The organism is Stenotrophomonas sp. B2 (assembly GCF_014947095.1).
GTDB lineage: Bacteria > Pseudomonadota > Gammaproteobacteria > Xanthomonadales > Xanthomonadaceae > Stenotrophomonas > Stenotrophomonas maltophilia_P.
The window spans coordinates 1-20,019 of sequence record NZ_JADCQA010000015.1; the positions used below are offsets into that span (position 1 = coordinate 1).

A 20,019-nucleotide genomic window follows, 5' to 3' on the forward strand; every position below is an offset into this window, starting at 1 on the left:
TGGGTCCGGTTGCGGGGGCGTGAGCGCCATGGATGGCGCGACCGAGCCTACAGGGACGTACTTGCGGCGTCCCCCGCAACCGGACCCACCCCGCCAACCCACAGGAAACCCGCTTTTGCTCCGGCCGTTGCCGTTGCAGTTGCTTCTGCGGGTGCAGGGCGCAGCCCTGCCGAACACCCCCCAACCCTTACTGCAGCAGGGAGCGCAGCATCCACGCATACTTCTCGTGGGTCTGCAGGCGCTGGGTCATCAGATCCTCGGTCGGGGCATCATCGCCCTTGGCCGCCACCTCCAGCACTTCACGCGCCGTACGGCAGACCGCTTCGTTGGCGACCACCAACTGGCGTACCATTTCCCGCCAGTCTGCACTGTCGGTCAGGCCCGGCTCCTCGGCGATCGAGGTCAGCGCAGCGAACTCCCGGTAGGAGCCCGGGGCATTGAAGCCCAGCGCGCGGATGCGCTCGGCCACATCGTCCAGGGCCGCCCATTGCTCGGTGTACTGTGTTTCAAACATGGTGTGCAGCGAGTTGAACATCGACCCGGTCACGTTCCAGTGGAAGTTGTGCGTCTTCAGGTAGAGCGTGAACGCGTCAGCCTGGAAGCGCGACAGACCGTCGGCGATCTTCTTGCGGTCGCCCTGGGTGATCCCGATATCGATATTGGGGGCCGACGGCGCCGCAGCGGCAAGCTTCTGCTTGCCGGTCTTGGCCTTGGTCGGGCTCTTGGTCTTCGCCATGGGGTTCCTCCTTTGTGGAATCGTTGGTCTTCACAATAAATCAGTCTTGACGACTGTTTGCTTTCAAAGTTTTAAACGAACCGATTGATGAACGCTATCGACAAAATGCCGCAGTCCCGCCTGCGCCAACAGCGCGCCGCCATCGACGGCGCAATGAGCCGCGACCGGGGCCGTTTGCTGGGGATGCTCTCGCGTTGCCAGGCCAAGCCACAGGATGCGGCACTGGCTGCTACCTTCGAGCAGGCCTTGCAGGCATCGGTGCAGCGCCGGCAGAAACGGGCGCAGCAGCAACCAGCCATTACTCTGGACCCCCAGCTGCCGATTGCGCGTGAAGCCGATGCCATCATCGCGCTGATCCGGGATCACCAGGTGGTGGTGATCGCGGGCGAAACGGGCTCGGGCAAGACCACCCAGCTGCCCAAGCTGTGCCTGGCCGCCGGCCGTGGCCAGGCCGGCATGATCGGTTGCACCCAGCCGCGCCGGATCGCCGCACGCGCGGTGGCCAGCCGCGTGGCACAGGAGCTGCAGAGCGAGCTGGGCCAGCTGGTCGGCTACCAGGTGCGCTTCAACGACAAGGTCAGCGAGGACAGCCGCATCAAGTTCATGACCGACGGCATCCTGCTGGCGGAGATCGCCAGCGACCGCTGGCTGTCGAACTACGACACGATCATCGTCGATGAAGCGCATGAACGCAGCCTCAACATCGACTTCCTGCTCGGCTATCTGAAGCAGCTGCTGCGCAAGCGGCCGGACCTGAAACTGATCGTCACCTCGGCCACCATCGACACCGACCGTTTCGCCCAGCATTTCGACGACGCGCCGGTGATCAGCGTGGAGGGCCGTACCTATCCGGTCGAGGTGCGCTACCGCGCGCTGGAAGGCGAGGGCGAGCAGGAGGGCGAACGCACCGTCAACGATGCGATCGTGTCGGCGATCGACGAGATCACGCGCCTGGACGCGCGGGGCGATGTGCTGATCTTCCTGCCGGGTGAACGTGAGATCCGCGACGCCCACCAGTCGCTGGAGCGACGCCGGTACCGCAATACCGAGGTGCTGCCGTTGTATGCACGGCTGTCCAACCAGGACCAGGACCGGGTGTTCAACCCCGGGCCGAACCGGCGCATCGTGCTGGCCACCAACGTTGCCGAGACCTCGCTGACGGTGCCGCGTATCCGTTATGTGGTCGATCCGGGCTTCGCCCGCGTCAAGCGTTACAGCCCGCGCAACAAGCTTGACCGCTTGCACATCGAGCCGATCTCGCAGGCCAGCGCCAACCAGCGCAAGGGCCGCTGCGGCCGTATCGCCGAGGGCATCTGCTATCGCCTGTATGCGGAGGCCGATTTCCAGGCCCGGCCGGAGTTCACCGATCCGGAAATCCGTCGCTCCAGCCTGGCCGGGGTGATCCTGCGCATGCTGCAGTTGGGTCTGGGCCGCATCGAGGATTTTCCTTTCCTGGAAGCACCGGACGAACGTGCGGTGGCCGATGGCTGGCAGCAGCTGACCGAGCTGGGCGCGATCGACAGCCAGCGGCGCATGACCGCGATCGGCAAGCAGATGGCGCGCCTGCCGGTGGATGTGAAGCTGGCACGCATGCTGGTGGCGGCACAGGCGGCCGGCTGCCTGCGGCCGATGCTGGTGATCGCCTCGTTCCTGGGCATCCAGGACCCGCGCGAGCGACCGGCCGAGGCACGGGGGGGCGCCGACACCGCGCATGCCCAGTTCGCCGACGGCCGCTCCGAGTTCGTCGGCGTGCTGCGCCTGTGGGATGCCTACCGGCAGGCCCATGAAGACCTGACCCAGTCCAAGCTGCGCGACTGGTGCGGGCGGCATTTCCTTGGATTCCTGCGCATGCGCGAGTGGCGCGAGCTGCATCGCCAACTACGCCTGCTGTGCGAGGAGCTGGGCTGGAAGGAAGAGCCCGTGGAAGCATCGATGGCACCGTTGCTGGCGGGCAGCAGTGCGCCGGCGGCCGCACGTGATGACGCGGCAGCGGTGAAAGCCACGCGGGGCCAGCTGCACCGCGCTGCCCGCCTGGCCCGCGAGGGCAAGGCAGACGCCGTGCCGGCGCCGGTGGCGGCGCGGGCGCAGAAAGAGCAGGCGCCTGCCGGCGGCGGCTTCAGTGAACGCGTGCGGGCTTCGGCCTATCAGACGCTGCATCGTGCACTGGTGGCGGGCCTGCCTACGCAGATCGGCCATCGCACCGAGAAGGGGGATTTCCTCGCGCCGCGCCAGCGCCGCTTCCTGCCGTTCCCCGGTTCCGTGCTGTCCAAGCGGCCACCCCCCTGGTTGCTGGTGGCCAACCTGCTCGACACGCAGAAGGTGTGGGGCATGACCCTGGCGGCGATCGAGCCGGACTGGGTGATTGCCGAGCTGCCGCACCTGCTCCTGCGCAAGCACTTCGACCCGCATTGGTCGCGTGCGCAGGGCCAGGTGCTGGCATCGGAACAGATCAGCCTGTTCGGTCTGGTGCTGGCGCCGAAGAAGCCGGTGCATTACGGACGCATCGCACCCGGCGAGGCGCACGACATCTTCGTGCGGCAGGCGCTGGTGACCGGCGAGATCAACACCCGCGCCAGCTTCGTGGCAGACAACCAGAAGGTGCTGGAGGTGGCGCGCGAGGAAGAAGCCAAGCTGCGCCGGGCCGGCATCGTTGCCGATGAAAACTGGCAGGCGCGCTGGTATCTGGACCGGGTTCCCCCCCACATCCATTCGGCATCCGGCCTGGACGCGTGGTGGAAGGAACTGCCGCCCGCACAGCGCAAGGGGCTGCACTGGACGCTGGCGGACCTGCTGCCGGGCGAAGGCAGCGAACAGGAGCGTTATCCGAAGTATCTGCCGCTGGGCCAGGCAAGGCTGCCGCTGCACTACCGTTTCGAGCCAGGTGCCGAAGATGATGGTGTCACCCTGGAGGTGCCGCTGCACCTGCTCAACGCGCTCGATCCAGTGCAGTTGGGCTGGCTGGCGCCAGGCTTCGTCGCCGACAAGGCGGCAGCGCTGATCCGCAGCCTGCCCAAGGCGATGCGCCGCAATTATGTGCCGGCCCCGGATTTCGGCCGTGCGTTCCATGAGGCGTTCCCCAATGCCAGTGCCGATGCGATCACCGGCGAACTGGCACGCTTCCTGTCGCGCGCGACCGGCGCCCCAGTCGCGGCGACTGATTTCGAGCCGGATTCCATCGAGCCGCATCTGCACATGAATCTGCGACTGCGCGACGAGCAGGGCAAGGTGCTGGCCACCTCACGTGACCTCGACGCGTTGCGGGCGCGATTCGGCGGCCGAGCCGGTGATGCCTTTGCCGCGCGTGCCGGTCGCGAGATGGCGGCCGATGGGCTGCGCACCTTCCCGGCTGCGCCGATTCCACTGCAGGTACCCGGTGAGGCGGGCGTGCCCGCCTATCCGGCGCTGCTGGACGAGGGTGACAGTGTGGCCCTGCGCATCTTCGCCGACCGCCAGCAGGCAGAGGAGGCCCACCCACTGGGCGTGCGCCGCCTGCTGGAGATCGCCCTGGCCGACAAGGTCAAGCAGGCCCGCAAGCAGCTGCCGGTCGGTGCCAAGACGGGCCTGTTGTATGCGGCGATCGAATCGCAGGAGCGCCTGCGAGGCGATCTGGTGGATGCGGCGATGAACGCCGTGCTGGCCGAAGGACTGGAAAGCATCCGCGATGCGGCGGCCTTCGAACAGCGCCGCGAGCATGCAGCCAAGGCCCTGTTCGGCGAGGCGATGTCGCGGCTGAAGCTGGCCGAGACCATCCTGGCGCTGGTGGCGGAACTGAAGCCGATGCTGGAAGCGCCGTTGATGGGCTGGGCACGGGGCAACCTGGACGACATGGAAGCGCAGCTGGCGGGACTGATCCACCCCGGCTTCCTGCGCGATACACCGGCTGATGCGCTGGCCCAGTATCCCCGTTACCTGAAGGCGATGATCCTTCGCACCGAACGTGCCAAGCGTGACCCGCCACGTGACCAGGCGCGCATGCTGGAACTGCATCCGTTCCTGGAGGCGCTGGCTGCCGGTGAACAGCAGGGCCTGCGCGAGCGGCCACAGTGGCAGGCGCTGCGCTGGGATCTGGAGGAGCTGCGGGTTTCGCTGTTCGCCCAGGAACTGGGGGCGCGCACTGGCATCTCGGCCAAGAAGCTGGCACAGCGGGTGGCGGCACTGCGCCAGGCATGAAGCGTGCAGCCGGGCAGTGCCCGGCTGCATTCGGACGGGTTGCGCGTTACTTGGTGCGACGGACCTTGGGCTGGGTATTGACGCCCTGGACCTTCAGGTACCACACACCCATCACGCCCGGGGTGATGCTGACCTTGGGCGATTGCCTGCGGACACCGGAAATTGACGTCGTGTCGGTCTGTTCCCATTGCTGGCCGTTGTCCAGCGAATAGACGCGGCCCTTGCCGAAGCCGCGGAACTCGCCCTGCAGCACACCGGTGATCGGCTCATTGCTGCCGAAGTCGAAGAAGCCACGGTTCTTGCGGATCACTTCCTGTCGCCCCTCCTCGCGCGCTTCCTCGCGCACGGCGGCGACCGCCTCGGTGGCAGCGGCTTCGACCTTGCCCTGCAGCCAGCGGTTGAGCGAGGCCAGTTCGGCGGCGCTGAGCTTGTCAAGGCCGGCGGCCTTGAACTCGGCCGGTGACATCTGCTGCTGCAGATCGCCCTCCACCACGCGCTGCGCCAGGGCGGGCGCGGACAGGGATAGCAGCACGGCGGCACAGGCCAGCAGCTGTGGACGGGCGCGCAGGACAATGGAAGGCATGACAGGTCTCTCCGGGGTTTGCCCGCGAGTGTAGCGGCATGTGCTCATGCCCGGCGATGCAGCGATGGCGATTGTCCCTGAACGGTGCCGGCGCTAGTGTAGGGGCCTCTGTCTTGCCTGCTCGATGCTGTGAACCGCGCTTCCGTCCCCGGCCTGGATGCCTTGTTGAACCGTCCCTCGGCAGCGGTGCTGCCCGCTCCGCTGCGCCAGGCCCTGCGTGAGTACTGGGAAGCTGCCGGGACTGACACGCAGATGCGCGCCAGCTGGTCGGTGCTGGGCGACACCCTCGATGCCCTGTCAATGCTCTCGGCGGACGAAGGCGCGGTGGTCGCGGCCCTGCTGTTCGACCTGCCCGGCCTGCGCGCCCACCTGGAGCAGTTGCCGCTTGGCAGCCACCGGGCGGCGGTGATCGGCCTGCTCGACGGCCAGGACGCGGCCGACCCGGTATGGGCGCTGCACGCCGGTCGCGAGGCAGGACGCAACAGTGAGGGCCTGCGCCGGCTGCTGCTGGCGATCATCCGCGACCTGCGGGTGGTGCCGATCCTGCTGGCGCGGCAGCTGGCGCGCATGCGCGCGGCCGACAGGCTGGAGGAGGAGCAGCGCCGCGCGCTGGCCCAGCTGACCCGCGACATCCATGCCCCGCTGGCCAACCGCCTGGGCATCTGGCAGCTGAAGTGGGAGCTGGAAGACCTGGCGTTCCGCCATCTGGAGCCGGACACCTACCGACGCATCGCCCGCGAGGTGGATGAAACGCGCATCGCCCGCGAGCGTTACGTCGAGAACGTCAAGAAGGTGCTCTCGCGCGAACTGTCGGCCCAGGGCATCAAGGCCGAGGTCAGCGGGCGGCCGAAGCACATCTACAGCATCTGGCGGAAGATGCAGAAGAAGCGGCTGGCGTTCGACCAGCTGTATGACATCCGTGCGGTGCGGGTGATGGTCGACGACGTCGCGGCCTGCTACGCCGTGCTGGGCGTGGTGCACGCGCTGTGGGCGCCGGTGCCGAGCGAGTTCGATGATTACATCGCCCGACCCAAGGCCAACGACTACCGTTCGCTGCACACCGCCGTCGTCGGCCCGGAAGGGCGCACCATCGAAGTGCAGATCCGCACCCACGAGATGCATGCGCAGGCCGAACTGGGCGTGGCTGCGCACTGGAAGTACAAGGAAGGTGGCAAGGGCGCCGAAAAGGCCTTCGACCGCAAGATCACCTGGATGCGCCAGCTGCTGGAGCAGGCGCAGGACGGGCAGGGCAATGAACTGGCCGGGGCACTGGATGCGGAGCTCACCGAGGACCGCGTCTATGCGCTGAGCCCGAAGGACGAAGTGCTGGATCTGCCGCAGGGGGCCACGCCACTGGACTTCGCCTACCAGGTGCACACCATGGTGGGACACCGCTGCCGCGGCGCCAAGGTGAACGGCCGCATCGTGCCGTTGACCTACCGCCTGCGCAGCGGCGACCGGGTGGAGATCCTTACCGGCAAGGAGGCCGATCCGCGCCGCGACTGGCTGATACCGGCCAACGGCTTCCTGGCCAGCAACCGCTCGCGCGAGAAGGTACGCAGCTGGTTCCACAAGCTCGACCGCGCGCGCAACGTGCAGGCCGGCCGCGAACTGCTGGAGCGCGAGCTCAAGCGGCTCGGGCTGCAGCATTCGGATCTGGCGGCCGCGGCGAAGAAGTTCCATGCCGACAGCGTCGACGACCTGTACATCCAGGTGGCGCTGGGCGATACCGGCCCCAACCAGATCAGCCGCGCGCTGCTGGAGGCCGAACGTGCGGCCAGCCAGCCAGCGCCGCCGCCGACCCTGCCACGCCCGACCGCACGGCGCGAGAACCTGGGCAAGTCCAAGTTCACCGTGCAGGGCGTGGGCAACCTGCTGGTGCAGCTGGCACGCTGCTGCCAGCCGGTGGCGGGCGAACCCATCGTCGGCTACCTGACCCGTAGCCGGGGTGTCACGGTGCATCGCGCAGACTGTGCAGCGCTGGCCCGCCTTGCCGCGGCCAGCCCGCAACGCATCCTGCCGGTGGAATGGGGGCAGGCGGGCGGCGGTTACGAAGTGGACGTGGTGGTCGATGCGGTCGATCGCCGCTGGCTGCTGAAGGACATCACCAACCTGATCGCCCAGGAAGACGCCTACGTGCTCGACATCCACAGCGACAACGTGCGCAACAGCGGCCGCGCCCACCTGCGCCTGCGGCTGAAGGTGAGCGATTACGGCCAGCTGTCGACGCTGCTGGGCAAGCTCGATGCCTTGCCCGGTGTCAGCGAGGCACGTCGCCTCGGCTGAGCTTCACGCCACCCCGGCTACCCTGCACGCATGGAACGCGAGCCTCCGCATCGCCCTCACGGCGCCGAACATCCTGCGCTGGACCGCGTCCGCCGTGAAGGACGTTGGTGGTGGCTGCAGGCGCGGCATGCGCGCCGGGTCTGGCGCTGGGCGCTGGTGGCGGCGATGGCGGTGTTCGTGCTGCTGGTGCTGCTGCGCAAGCCGCTGGCGGACTGGTTCTGGGACGAACCGCAGATCGAACAGCTGCTGGCCGAAGGTGATCGTGCGCTGGCGGCGGGACGGCTGACCGCCACCGATGGCAGTGGTGCGCGCGAGCGCTACCAGGCCGCGCTTGCGCTCGACGGCGATCGCCCGCAGGCGCGCGAGGGCCTGGCACGGACCGGTGCCGCTGCGTTGCAGCAGGCGCGGGACCGGCTGCAGGCCGGGGATCTGGACGCCAGTGCGCAGGCCTTGGCGCTGGCACGCGAGCTGCAGGTGCCGCAGAGCCAGACCGATGCGCTGGCGCGCCAGCTGCAGGCACGTCGCACGGCCGGGGCAGGGATTGGCGCGATGCTTGCGCAGGCGCGCAACGCACTCGCCGCCGGGCGCCTGGATGACGGCGACAGCAGCGCCCTGCCGATGTTCCAGCGCATTCTGGCCCTGCAGCCGGACAACCTATCGGCGCTGGAAGGTCGCGAGGATGCACTGAGTGACCTGCTGCAGCAGGCGCGTGCCCTGGCCGCGCGAGGTGATCTGGCCGACGCGGCCGCGGTGGTGCAGCGGGCACGTCAGTTCGATGCCGGGCACGCCGACCTGCCGGCCAGCCAGGAAGCATTGGCGCAGGCGATGGATCAGCGATTGCGGCAGGCGCAGCGTGCGTTGAAACGACAGCAGCTGGAAGCGGCGGCGGCGGGCTTCCAGGCGGTCCTGGCGGTGGCGGCCGACGATCCCAGTGCCCAGCGCGGCCGGGAGCAGACACTGCAGGCGGTCCTCGCACGCAGCCAGAAGCGGGCCGATGACTTCCAGTTCGAGGCGGCACAGCGCGATGCCGCATTGGCAGCGTCGCTGGGTGCCTCGGCAGCGGCCAGGCAGCAGCTCGAGCAGCGCCTGCAGCGTGCACGGCAGGCGCAGCAGGCCCTGCAGCAGCCATCGATCAGCAGCAGCCAGCGCGAGCGGCAGCTGCGTGATCACCTGCGCCAGGTCGAACGCGCCGAGCGTGCAGGGCAATGGATCAGTCCGCCCGGGCACAGCGCCTTCGATGCGCTGCGCGAAGCGCAGTCGCTGGCCCCACGCGACACCCGCGTGAAAGCAGCTGCCACGCGGCTGCTGCCGGCCAGCCGCCAGTGCTTCGACGACAACCTGCGGCAGAACCGCGTGCAGGCTGCCGGGGCCTGCCTGCAGGCGTGGCAGACGCTGGCGCCGACCGACGCCGGGTTGCCGCCCGCACGGCTGCGCCTGGCCCAGCGCTGGCTGGCGATAGGCAGCGAACGGCTTGGCAGTGGTGATCTGGCATTTGCCGTGCATGCCGCGGGGCAGGCGCGGCAGCTGCAACCGGACCTGGCCGAACTGCCGCCGTTCGAGGAGCGGCTGCGGCGCGCAGGTGGCGAGCCACAGCCGCACTGATGCGACGACCATTCGTGCCGGGGGTGCCAGTCGGGTATAGTCCAGCCGCTCCGGCCGCTCCCCAGAACATGTCCAGCGTCGCACCCACCGTCTCCGTTGCCTTGTGTACCTGGCAGGGTGAGCGCCATGTCGCCGCCCAACTGCGCAGCATCGCCGCGCAGAGCGTACTGCCGACACAGGTGGTGGTGGTCGACGATGCTTCTGTTGATGGTACCTGGGCCGTGCTCCTGCACGAGGCCGAAGCGCTGCGCGCGGCCGGCATCGAGGTGGTGCTGCGGCAGCAGGAGCAGAACGTCGGTTACGTGCGCAATTTCGAAACCGCGTTGTCGGCCTGCAGCGGCGACATCGTCTTCCTGTGCGACCAGGACGATGTGTGGCATGCCGACAAGGTCGCCACCTTCCTGCAGGCGTTCGCCGCGCGGCCCACGGTACAACTGATGCACAGCGATGCACGGCTGGTCGATGCGCAGGGCCGGCCGCTGCCGGCGACCCTGTTCCAGGCGCTGTCGATCAGCCGCCGCGACCTGGACCGTGAACACCGCGGTGAAGGCTTCGAGCTGCTGATGGGCCGCAATCTGGTGACCGGCGCCGTGACCGCGCTGCGGCGTGGCCTGATCACGCAGGCGCTGCCGGTGGCCAAGGGCTGGATCCACGACGAATGGCTGGCGCTGGTGGCGGCGGTAAGTGGTGGCCTGGACAGCATCGAAGCGATCACCACCGACTACCGGCAGCATGGCGACAACCAGGTGGGCGCGCGCCAGCGCGGGCTGCTGGAGCGGGCCGTGGGCAGTGGTTCCGCGCGCCGCACCTATCTCGCGGCGGCGTTGGCCCGCCTGCGCTCGTTGCAGGAGCAGGCGCGGCTGGGCCGGCCGGCACTGGATGCCGCACAGTTGGCGACACTGGACCAGCGTCTGCGCCATGCCGAGGCGCGGGCCTGCGCGCCAGCCCGGCTGCCGTCCCGCATGCTGCACATCGCCCGTGAGCTGGGCAGTGGCCGCTATCATCGCTTTTCCAATGGACTGCGTTCGGCAGCCAGCGACCTCGTGCAGGGAATCCAATGACTTCGCAGATGCCGGCAGCCCGTGCTGCCTTCGACGCGCACCGCGTCTGCGCCGTGATCGTCACTTATGGCCCCGATCCGGAGTTGCTGCGGCGGGTGGTCGACAGCGTGCTGCAGCAGGTCGGGCATCTGGTGGTGTTCGACAACGGCAGCCGAGGTGTGGATGTGCAAGCGCTGCTGGGCGCGGCGCCCGGCATCAGCCTGCTGGCTTCGCCGCACAACGTCGGGCTCGGCAGTGCGCTGAACCGGTCGTACGAGCAGGCGCAGTCGTTGGGGTTCGACTACGTGCTGCTGATGGACCAGGACAGTGTGCTGGAGCCAGGCATGGTCGACGTGCTGGGCACCGCGCTGGTCGAGCTGGCGGGCAATGAGCGGATCGCTGCGGTGGGACCGCAGTTCCGCGACGCACGCAGCGGCATGCTCGCCCCGTTCGTCCGCTTCGGCTTCCCCTTCAACCACAAGCTGCGTGGCGGCCCGGGCCAGCGCATCTCCTGCGACTTCCTCATCACGTCCGGATCGCTGGTGCCGATGTCGGCGCTGCGTGACATCGGTGCGATGGACGAAAGCCTGTTCATCGACAACCTGGACATGGACTGGTGCTTCCGCGCCAAACGCAGTGGCCACGCGCTGTACGGAATCTGCGATGCGCAGATGAGCCACAGCATCGGCGAGGAACTGCTGCCGTCGCGGGCGAAGCCGGACGGCGTGATCGTGCACAAGCCGTTCCGCCTGTATTTCATCATGCGCAACCGCGTGCTGCTCTACGGGCGCGCCTATACGCCGCGGGTCTGGATCGCGCAGGACGTGCCACGCCTGCTGCTGAAGCTGGTGGGCAACGGGCTGTTCCTGGCGCCGCGCTGGATTCGGTTGCGGTTCATGTTGAAGGGGCTGTGGGACGGCATCCGCGGCCGGGCCGGTCCGCTGCCGCCGGGCCATCGCTGAACGGACGACCGATCGAACCTGTCTTGGGGAAAGGGCTGGGGTAGACTCCGCTGACGCCCCTGCCATGCTTTTCCCGTGCCCCGACGCTACGATTCCGACGACCACGACGATTTCGACGACGACGACCAGGAGGGCGGCAGCTCGCCCTGGCGACGCAGGCTGATCACCTGGAGCATGGCAGCGGTCGCACTGGGACTGGGTTTCCTGATCCCGTACACCCTGTACCTCAACCAGCAGGTGACCCAGCGTTTCGGAGAGCTGCGCTGGCAGATCCCGACCCGTGTCTACGCCCGCCCGCTGGTGCTGACGCCCGGCAAGGCGATGGATGCGGCGACCCTGAAGACCGAACTGGCCGCGTCCGCCTACCGCGATGACGGCGAAGGCAGGGAGCCGGCCACCTACGCGGTGAAGGGTGGCCGCTTCGTCATTGCCAGCCGTGGCTACGCCGACGTCGATGGCCGGGTGGCCGCGCGTCGCGTCGAGCTGTCGCTCGCTGGCGGCACCGTCGCGTCGCTGCGCGATGCCGACAGCCGCAAGGCGCTCAAGGCCGCCCGCCTGGATCCGGCACGCATCGCCACGCTGTACGGCCAGAAGCAGGAAGAGCGTCGCCTGATCCGCATGGACGAGGCGCCGGACCTGCTGGTGACCGGCCTGCAGGCGGTGGAGGACAAGGACTTCAACCGCCATCACGGCATCGACCTGTCGGGCATCGCCCGTGCGGTCTGGGTGACCGTCCGTTCCGGCGGGCAGAGCCGGCAGGGTGCGTCCACGCTGACCCAGCAGCTGGCCCGCAGCGGCCTGCTCGGCATCGGCAAGGAGCAGACCCTCACCCGCAAGTTCAATGAAGTGCTGTATGCGTTGATCATGGAAGCGCGTTACGACAAGCGCACCATTTTCGAGGCGTATCTGAACCAGGTGTACCTGGGCCAGCGCGGCAGCCAGGCGATCCATGGCATGTCCTCCGGCGCCGAATTCTGGTTCGGCCGCGACCTGTCGTCGCTGGAAACCGAGCACATCGCGCTGTTGATCGGCCTGGTCAAGGGCCCGTCCTACTACGACCCGCGGCGCAACCCGGAACGGGCGCTGGATCGTCGCAACTTCGTGCTGGGCAAGCTGCGCGAAGCGGCGCTGATCGACGATGCCGAATACCAGCGGGCGCTGAAGGCTCCGCTGGGGGTGCCGAAGACACCGGGCCTGGTCGCCGCCAACCGCTTCCCGGCCTATGTCGATCTGGTCCGTCGCCAGCTCGGCCACGATTATCCCGAGTCCGCACTGCAGGGCGCGGGCCTGAGCGTCATGACCGGCATGTCGCCGTCCGCGCAGGCCTACGCCGAAGGCGCTGTGACCCGTACCATCAAGTCGCTGGAGAGCAAGCGCCGTCCCGAGCTGCAGGCCGGCATGGTGCTGACCGATGTGCATAACGGCGACGTGCTGGCAGTGATCGGCAGCCGCGAGGTCTCCGAGGTCGGCTTCAACCGCGCCATCGAGGCGCAGCGACCGGTCGGCTCGCTGCTCAAGCCGTTCGTATACCTGCTGGCGCTGGCCCAGCCAGACCGCTACTCGCTGGCGAGCTGGGTTGACGATTCGCCGGTGACCGTCCAGTTGAGCCGTGGCCGCAACTGGAGCCCGGGCAATGCGGACAACCGCAGCCATGGCACCGTGCGGCTGATCGATGCGCTGGCCAATTCCTACAACCAGGCCACGGTGCGGGTCGGCATGCAGGTCGGTCCAGAGCGTGTGACCCAGCTGATCCACGTACTGGCCGGCATCAAGGCCGAACCGAATCCGGCCGTGATTCTCGGCTCGACCGACCAGAGCCCGTATGCGATGGCGCAGCTGTACCAGTTCCTGGCCTCGGGCGGCGAGATCCAGCCGTTGCACGCGGTGCGTGGCGTGCTTGATCCGCAGGGCAAGCTGCTCAAGCGCTATGACAAGTCGCCTGCGCCGGCACAGGAAGGCGATTCGATCGCGGCCAACCTGATCAGCATCGGCCTGCAGCAGGTGGTTGCCAGCGGCACCGCGCAGCGCCTCAACGCAGACGGCCTGGGCCGCCTGCAGCCGGCCGGCAAGACCGGTACCACCAATGATGGCCGCGACAGCTGGTATGCCGGCTACACCGGCGACCACCTGGCGGTGATCTGGATGGGCAACGACCAGAACGAGCAGGCCGGGCTGTATGGCGCCACCGGTGCGATGCGCGTGTGGTCGGGCATCTTCCAGCGCCTGCCGAGCGCGCCGCTGCGGGTCAGCAACAAGGGGCTGGACTGGCAGCCGATCGCCGCCAGCGGCACCAACAGTACCGATGAGGGCTGTCCGGGCGCGCGGCGCTTCCCGTTCGTGGTCGGCTATGCGCCGGCATATGCGCCCTGCGCGCCGGCGGTTTCGCCCGAAGCCCAGGACGGCGCCGGCAGCGAAGGCGGTGGCTGGCGCAGCTGGTTCGGCCTGGATCGCAAGCCGGAACCGGCGGAAGAACCCGCAGCCGCGCCGGCGGCGACCACTCCTCCTCCGAGTCGATGAATCCGATGACGCTTCGAACTTTCCTGCATCCGCTCACCCTGGCCGGCCTCACTGTGGTGCTGGCCGCCTGTGTCAGCAGCGCGCCGCCGGTGGTCAAGCCGGTCGCCGCTACCACCACGCCGGTGCAGCGCCTGGCTGCGGTCGAAGCGGCGGCGGGACCGGATGACAAGGAACTGTCGGTGCAGCCGCTGCGCGATCCACAAGTTGAGGATCTGCGCCAGACCGCGCTGACGCAGCGCCAGGCCAACGATCTGCCGGCCGCCGCCGCCAGCCTGGACCAGGCGCTGCAGATCGTCGCCGCAGACCCCGCAGTGCTGCAGGAGCGGGCCGAAATCGCCCTGCTGCAGGGCAAGTGGTCGGAGGCGGAGACGTTCGCGCGCAAGGCCATCGATCTGGGGTCGAAGACCGGGCCGCTGTGCCGGCGCCACTGGGCGACGATCGAGCAGTCACGGCTGGCGCGCGGGGAGAAGGAGAACGCGGTGTCGGCGCATGCACAGCTGGAAGGGTGCACGGTACCGGGCATCAAGCGGTACTGAGGTATTCCCCTCCATCGGGCGCGTCACACGCCGCGCGGGCCGCGGGCGAGAACAGAAAGATCAGAAGCCGGTCGCGCGCTCGCGATGGGGTCAGAGCCGTTTTCCGAAAGGAAACGGCTCTGACCCCTTCCAGTTCAGTCGAGCAAGCTCGACGCTACAAACGGGTGCCGGGCAGCGCCCGGCCCGGTATCCTTTCCGTCTGATGTCCGACCTTGTCCACGCCAGCCGCGAAGCACTCAGCGCAGGCGGCGCGCTTGCCTCGCACCTGGATGCCTTCGTCCCGCGTCCGGCACAGCTGCGCCTGACCGAGGCCATCGCCGATGCGCTGCAGCAGCGCGACCTGCTGCTGGCCGAGGCCGGCACCGGCACCGGCAAGACCTTCGCCTACCTGGTGCCGGTGCTGCTGTCCGGCCTGCGCACGATCATTTCCACCGGTACCCGCGCGCTGCAGGACCAGCTCTACCATCGCGACCTGCCACGCGTGCGCCAGGCACTGGGGGTCGGCCTGCGCAGCGCGCTGCTGAAGGGGCGTAGCAATTACCTGTGCCGTTACCGCCTGCAGCAGGCGCGTGGCGAGCCACGCTTCTCCAGCCCGGAGCAGGCGGCGCAGTTCCAGCGCATCCTGGCCTGGTCCGGTCGTTCCGAACATGGCGACATCGCGGAACTGGAAGGCCTGGCCGATGACTCACCCTTGCTGCCGATGGTTACCTCCACCGTCGACAACTGCCTGGGCACCGAGTGTCCGTTCTGGGATGACTGCTTCGTGGTGCGCGCGCGGCAACGCGCACAGGCTGCGGACGTGGTGGTGGTCAACCATCATCTTCTGCTGGCCGATCTTGCGCTGAAGCAGGAGGGCTTCGGAGAGCTGCTGCCGGGCGCACAGGCCTTCGTCATCGATGAGGCGCACCAGTTGCCTGAACTGGCAGCGCAGTTCTTCGGTGAAGGCTTCGGCATGCGACCCTGGCAGGAGCTGGGCCGGGACTGTCTGGCCGAGGCGCGCGGTGTCGGTGGCGCACAGTCAGCGCTGCAGGCGCCGGTCGATCAGCTGCAGGAGGCACTGCGTGCGCTGCGCTCGGCCATGGATGGCCTGCCATCCCGTGGCACGCAGTGGCGCGCACTGGCGATGCCGCAGGTGCGCGATGGCTTTGATGCGGTGATGACCGGTCTGGTGAATCTGGAGCAGGCGCTGCAGCCGCTGCGCGAAGCCGCCGCAGGCCTCGATGCCTGCCACGCACGTGCGCGCGAGGCGGTATCGCGTCTGGGGCGCTGGCTGGGCGATGACGAACCGGCGCTTGATTTCGATGCCGACCCTGCGCAGGCGGCGAGCGCCGATGTGCTCTGGTACGAACTTACCCCGCGCGGATTCCGCTGCCAGCGCACGCCGATGGATGTGTCCGGTCCGCTGCGTGAGCATCGCGAGCGCAGTCGTGCCGCATGGATCTTCACGTCGGCGACGCTGACCGTCGGTGGTGGCTTCGATCACATCGCCCGCCGGCTCGGCCTGGATGATCCGCAGACACTGGTCCAGTCCAGTCCATTCAACTGGCCCGAGCAGGCACTGTGCTACCTGCCCGAAGGCCTGCCCGATCCCGCCGCGCGGGGGTTCGGCACCTCGCTCATCCAGGTCCTGCGGCCGGTGCTGCAGGCCTCGCAGGGCCGTGCATTCCTGCTGTTCGCCTCGCACCGGGCCCTGCGCGAAGCGGCCGAGGCGCTGCGCGATGGGCCGTGGCCGCTGTTCGTGCAGGGCGAGGCGCCGCGCGCCACCTTGCTGCAGCAGTTCCGCGATTCCGGCAACGGCGTGCTGCTGGGCTCGGCCAGTTTCCGCGAAGGGGTGGACGTGGTCGGCGAAGCATTGAGCGTCGTGGTGATCGACAAGCTGCCCTTTGCCGCGCCGGACGATCCGGTCTACGAGGCGCGGCTGGAGGCGATCCGCAGCCAGGGGGGCAATCCGTTCCGCGACGAGCAGCTGCCGCAGGCCGTGATCGCGCTGAAGCAGGGCGTCGGCCGGCTGATCCGCAGTGAGAGCGATCGCGGCGTGCTGGTGCTGTGCGACCCGCGTCTGCTCAACCGTGGCTATGGCCGGATCTTCCTCGATTCGCTGCCACCTTTCCGCCGTACCCGCAGTCTGGCCGATGTGCAGTCCTTCTTTGCGCCACAATGGCACCCCGCGACCGATGCTGGGGCGCCGGACGTCCCTGTGGCGGCCACGCACCCCGCCCCGGGTGGCACGTTCCCCCTGTTCTGATCCGACCCGATGAAACTGCTCGCCTTTGAAACCGCCACCGAAGCCTGTTCCGTTGCCCTGCACGTAGACGGGCAGGTCCTGGAACGCTTCGAGATCGCCCCGCGTCGGCATGCCGAGCTGAGCCTGCCGTGGGCCGACGCGCTGCTGGCCGAGGCCGGTATCAGCCGCCGCCAGCTCGATGGCATCGCACTCAGTCGTGGTCCGGGTGCCTTCACCGGGGTGCGCCTGGCGATCGCCCTTGCCCAGGGCATCGCACTGGCGTTGGACCGTCCGCTGCTGCCGGTATCGACCCTGCAGGTGCTGGCGCTGCGTGCGCCGGCAGAAGAAAGGCAGATCCTGTCGGCGATCGATGCACGGATGGGCGAACTCTACGTCGCGCGTTTCGAGCGCGTGGACGGCCTGCCGATGCCGTGCGATGCAGAGCGGGTGTGCGCACCGGCCGCAGTAGCGTTGCCGGACGATCTGTCGGTGTTCGGTGTCGGCACGGGATTCGGTGCGGCCGAGGGCGCGCTGGTCACGCAGTTGGGGGCGGGCCTGCGGGGGGTCGACGCCGCGGCGCTGCCGCGGGCATCGGACGTGCTGGCGTTGGCGGTGCCGGCCTTGGCACGTGGCGAGGGCATCGCGCCGGAGAGGGTGGAACCGGCCTACCTGCGCGACAACGTGGCCTTGACCCTGGTCGAGCAGCAGGCCGCGCGCGAGGCCAAGGCGAAGGCCAACGGCTGAGCCTGCACAGACGTACCTGCGGCGTCCCCACCGCCCGGCACCGCCCCGCCAGGCGTCACTACACTGACCGCCGCTTTTGCTGTTGCCGTTGCCGTTGCCGTTGCCTTCAGCGGGTCCCGGGCCGCAGGCCCGGGCAACACCCCCTACCGGTCGTCGCGCAGTTCGCCGCCGGGCAGGAACACCCACGTGCGGGTGACCTGCAGGATGTCGATTCCGTCCTCGGTACGCGGCAGCGGCGGGAACGGCTGTGCCAGCGTCACCACCCGCAGCGCGGCCTCATCCAGCAGCGGTGTTCCGCTTGAACGCAGGATGCGGCTGCTTTCCACACTGCCATCGCGACGCACGCCAACGCTGATGACCACCTGGCCGCCGAGACGGCGTTGCCGTGCCTCGTCCGGATAGTTCAGGTTGCCCACCTGCTCGGCGCGGTCGACCCAGGCGCGCAGGTAATTGGCATAGGCATACTCGCGCGTGCTGGCCGAGACGAATTTGCGGTTCGGTCGCTTGGCGTACTGCGCCGAGCGCAGGTGGACCTCGGCCGCCAGCCGCGCCATCTCCGCATCGCGCTTCTCGCGTGCGGTCATCGGTGCGTCCGGCACCGGTTCCAGTGGCGTTGGCTGGGCCTGCGCACGTGCCACCGTGTCCTGGCCATTGCGGCTGCTGACCACCCGGGCCTGCGGCGGTGGCACGGGCGCTGCGGATTGCTGCTGCTGTGGCACCGGGCTGACCCCGGCCTGGGCCTGCGGCACGATCCCGGCCTGGTTGTCGCGCGGACGCTGCGCGCGGTCGTGGTCACCGCCGCCTTCCTGGCTGGCGGCGGCCAGGAAGTCCGCCTGCTTCGGCGTCAGCGCGGTGCGGGTCTGGCTGAAGATCACTTCCAGCGTGGGCACCAGTGGGGCCTCGCCCTTCACGGCGAAACCCACCCCCAGGATCAGCAGGACGTGGACCAGCACCGACAGGGTGAGGGTGGCACCCAGCCGCTGCGCTTCGCGCGGCGGCGGTGGCAGGACGGCGGGTGCGGCGGGCATCAGCGCAGGCCGGCCTCGAGCGCGTCGAACAGCGTGCCGGCGATGTTCAGGCCGTACTGCGCGTCCAGTTCGCGCACGCAGGTGGGGCTGGTGACATTGACTTCGGTCAGGTAGTCGCCGATCACATCCAGGCCGACGAAGCGCATGCCGCGGCGCTTCATTTCCGGTCCCACCTGCGCGGCGATCCAGCGGTCGCGCTCGCTCAGCGGACGGCCTTCGCCGCGCCCGCCAGCGGCCAGGTTGCCGCGGAACTCGTCGCCCTGCGGAATGCGCGCCAGGCAGTAGTCGACCGGCTCGCCGTCAATCAGCAGGATGCGCTTGTCGCCGGCACTGATGTCCGGGATGAACTTCTGTGCCAGCGCCAGCCTGCGTCCGCCGTCGGTCAACGTTTCCAGAATCACGTTCAGGTTCGGGTCGCCCTGGCCGCTGCGGAAGATCGAGCGCCCTCCCATGCCATCCAGGGGCTTCAGCACGGCCTGCCCATGTTCCAGTGCGAAGGCCTTCAAGGCCTTGGCGTCGCGGCTGACCAGGGTCGGCGGACAGCACTGCGGGAACAGCAGCGCGGCCAGTTTCTCGTTGTAGTCGCGCAGGCCCTGCGGATTGTTGACCACGCAGGCGCCAGCCGCAGCGGCCACGTCCAGCACCTGGGTGTCGTAGACGTATTCGGCATCGACCGGCGGATCCTTGCGCATCAGCACGATCTGGCCGGGACCGAACTCGGTCCTGCTGAACCCGCCCAGCTCGTACCAGCCGGCGGGGTCGTCGCGGACCCGCAGCGGGGCGGTCTGGGCCACCGCCACGCCACCTTCCAGGGCCAGTCCGCCCGGCCGCACGTAGTGCAGGGCATGGCCGCGGCGCTGGGCTTCCAGCAGCATGGCGAAGGTGGTGTCCTTGGCGATCTTGATGTGGGCGATGGGGTCCATCACCACGATGACGTTCAACGGCATGGGCGCACCTGTCAGGCAAGGCGTTGATGGTAGCGGCAACGCCCGCCGTGCGCCTCCCTGCCGCGATGCAACGCTGCGTCCGTCCGCCGGGCCGCGCACCGTATGCGAACCCCGTCACGTTCAGCCCGGTAGCACGGCCCGCGTGATGGGCCGGCCTTGAAGCGGGCGCGGAAAGTGCGATATAGATACGCTTTCGTAGCGGCCCCCGCCTGAGACCGGGCCGTGCGCTTGGGGATAGGCAATGACTGAAAACACGACTGCGGGCGGGGAACTCGCAGGACTCCGGGTGATGGTCATCGATGATTCGAAGACCATCCGCAGGACTGCGGAAACGCTGCTCAAGCGCGAAGGCTGCGAGGTGGTCACGGCCACCGACGGCTTTGAAGCGCTGGCGAAGATTGCCGACCAGCAACCGCAGATCATCTTCGTCGACATCATGATGCCGCGTCTGGATGGCTATCAGACCTGCGCGCTGATCAAGGGAAACCAGCTGTTCAAGGCGACCCCGGTGATCATGCTGTCGTCCAAGGATGGCCTGTTCGACAAGGCGCGGGGGCGCATCGTCGGGTCGGAGCAGTACCTGACCAAGCCTTTTACGCGCGAAGAACTGCTGGGTGCCATCCGCACATACGTCAACGCCTGAC

The 20,019-nt window shown here is 68.6% G+C and carries 14 protein-coding genes; 10 read left to right on the forward strand and 4 right to left on the reverse strand.

What is annotated here, in order from left to right:
- Window positions 1-187 precede the first annotated feature (187 nt).
- Window positions 188-736: a Dps family protein gene (locus IMX13_RS16235; RefSeq protein WP_053518946.1), complete on the reverse strand. Its 549-nt coding sequence runs from the start codon at window positions 734-736 to the stop codon at window positions 188-190.
- A gap of 87 nt (window positions 737-823) precedes the next feature.
- Here IMX13_RS16235 and hrpA point away from each other — a divergent pair, with 87 nt between their 5' ends.
- Window positions 824-4,906, forward strand: coding sequence for an ATP-dependent RNA helicase HrpA (hrpA, locus tag IMX13_RS16240; RefSeq protein ID WP_193396737.1), 4,083 nt, complete (start codon window positions 824-826; stop codon window positions 4,904-4,906).
- Window positions 4,907-4,952: 46 nt separating this feature from the next.
- Here the strand turns inward: hrpA and IMX13_RS16245 are convergent, their stop codons facing one another.
- Complete coding sequence (locus tag IMX13_RS16245) at window positions 4,953-5,489, reverse strand: hypothetical protein (protein ID WP_193396738.1); 537 nt, start codon at window positions 5,487-5,489, stop codon at window positions 4,953-4,955.
- Window positions 5,490-5,618: 129 nt separating this feature from the next.
- On the opposite strand from IMX13_RS16245, the gene IMX13_RS16250 reads away from it, so the two are divergent.
- The 8 genes from IMX13_RS16250 to tsaB all read left to right on the forward strand — a co-directional run bounded on the left by IMX13_RS16250 (window position 5,619) and on the right by tsaB (window position 17,400).
- Complete coding sequence (locus tag IMX13_RS16250) at window positions 5,619-7,775, forward strand: bifunctional (p)ppGpp synthetase/guanosine-3',5'-bis(diphosphate) 3'-pyrophosphohydrolase (protein WP_193396739.1); 2,157 nt, start codon at window positions 5,619-5,621, stop codon at window positions 7,773-7,775.
- Window positions 7,776-7,805: 30 nt separating this feature from the next.
- The gene (locus IMX13_RS16255; protein ID WP_193396740.1) at window positions 7,806-9,377 is read left to right on the forward strand and encodes a hypothetical protein; all 1,572 of its coding nucleotides are present in this window, start codon (window positions 7,806-7,808) and stop codon (window positions 9,375-9,377) included.
- 68 nt (window positions 9,378-9,445) lie between these two features.
- Window positions 9,446-10,438 (forward strand): glycosyltransferase, encoded by a 993-nt coding sequence (locus IMX13_RS16260; protein ID WP_193396741.1) that lies wholly within the window; start codon window positions 9,446-9,448, stop codon window positions 10,436-10,438.
- On the forward strand, window positions 10,435-11,379 hold the full coding sequence (locus IMX13_RS16265; protein ID WP_074899585.1) for a glycosyltransferase family 2 protein: 945 nt from the start codon (window positions 10,435-10,437) through the stop codon (window positions 11,377-11,379). The genes IMX13_RS16260 and IMX13_RS16265 overlap by 4 nt, the downstream gene beginning before the upstream one ends.
- A 75-nt stretch (window positions 11,380-11,454) precedes the next feature.
- Window positions 11,455-13,896 (forward strand): penicillin-binding protein 1B, encoded by a 2,442-nt coding sequence (mrcB, locus tag IMX13_RS16270; protein WP_065174782.1) that lies wholly within the window; start codon window positions 11,455-11,457, stop codon window positions 13,894-13,896.
- Entirely contained in the window at window positions 13,893-14,432 is a 540-nt protein-coding gene (locus IMX13_RS16275; RefSeq protein ID WP_065174783.1) for a hypothetical protein, read from the forward strand. The genes mrcB and IMX13_RS16275 overlap by 4 nt, the downstream gene beginning before the upstream one ends.
- Before the next feature lie 202 nt (window positions 14,433-14,634).
- Window positions 14,635-16,677, forward strand: a complete 2,043-nt coding sequence (locus tag IMX13_RS16280) for an ATP-dependent DNA helicase (RefSeq protein ID WP_053518932.1) — start codon at window positions 14,635-14,637, stop codon at window positions 16,675-16,677.
- A 9-nt stretch (window positions 16,678-16,686) separates the two neighbouring features.
- On the forward strand, window positions 16,687-17,400 hold the full coding sequence (gene tsaB, locus IMX13_RS16285) for a tRNA (adenosine(37)-N6)-threonylcarbamoyltransferase complex dimerization subunit type 1 TsaB (protein WP_193396742.1): 714 nt from the start codon (window positions 16,687-16,689) through the stop codon (window positions 17,398-17,400).
- Window positions 17,401-17,543: 143 nt separating this feature from the next.
- Here tsaB and IMX13_RS16290 read toward each other — a convergent pair whose 3' ends face one another.
- Window positions 17,544-18,428 (reverse strand): energy transducer TonB, encoded by an 885-nt coding sequence (locus tag IMX13_RS16290; protein WP_193396743.1) that lies wholly within the window; start codon window positions 18,426-18,428, stop codon window positions 17,544-17,546.
- Entirely contained in the window at window positions 18,428-19,375 is a 948-nt protein-coding gene (gshB, locus tag IMX13_RS16295; protein ID WP_053518927.1) for a glutathione synthase, read from the reverse strand. The genes IMX13_RS16290 and gshB overlap by 1 nt, the downstream gene beginning before the upstream one ends.
- Before the next feature lie 241 nt (window positions 19,376-19,616).
- Here gshB and pilG point away from each other — a divergent pair, with 241 nt between their 5' ends.
- Window positions 19,617-20,018 (forward strand): twitching motility response regulator PilG, encoded by a 402-nt coding sequence (gene pilG / locus IMX13_RS16300; protein WP_005418455.1) that lies wholly within the window; start codon window positions 19,617-19,619, stop codon window positions 20,016-20,018.
- The last annotated feature ends 1 nt before the right edge of the window (window position 20,019 follow it).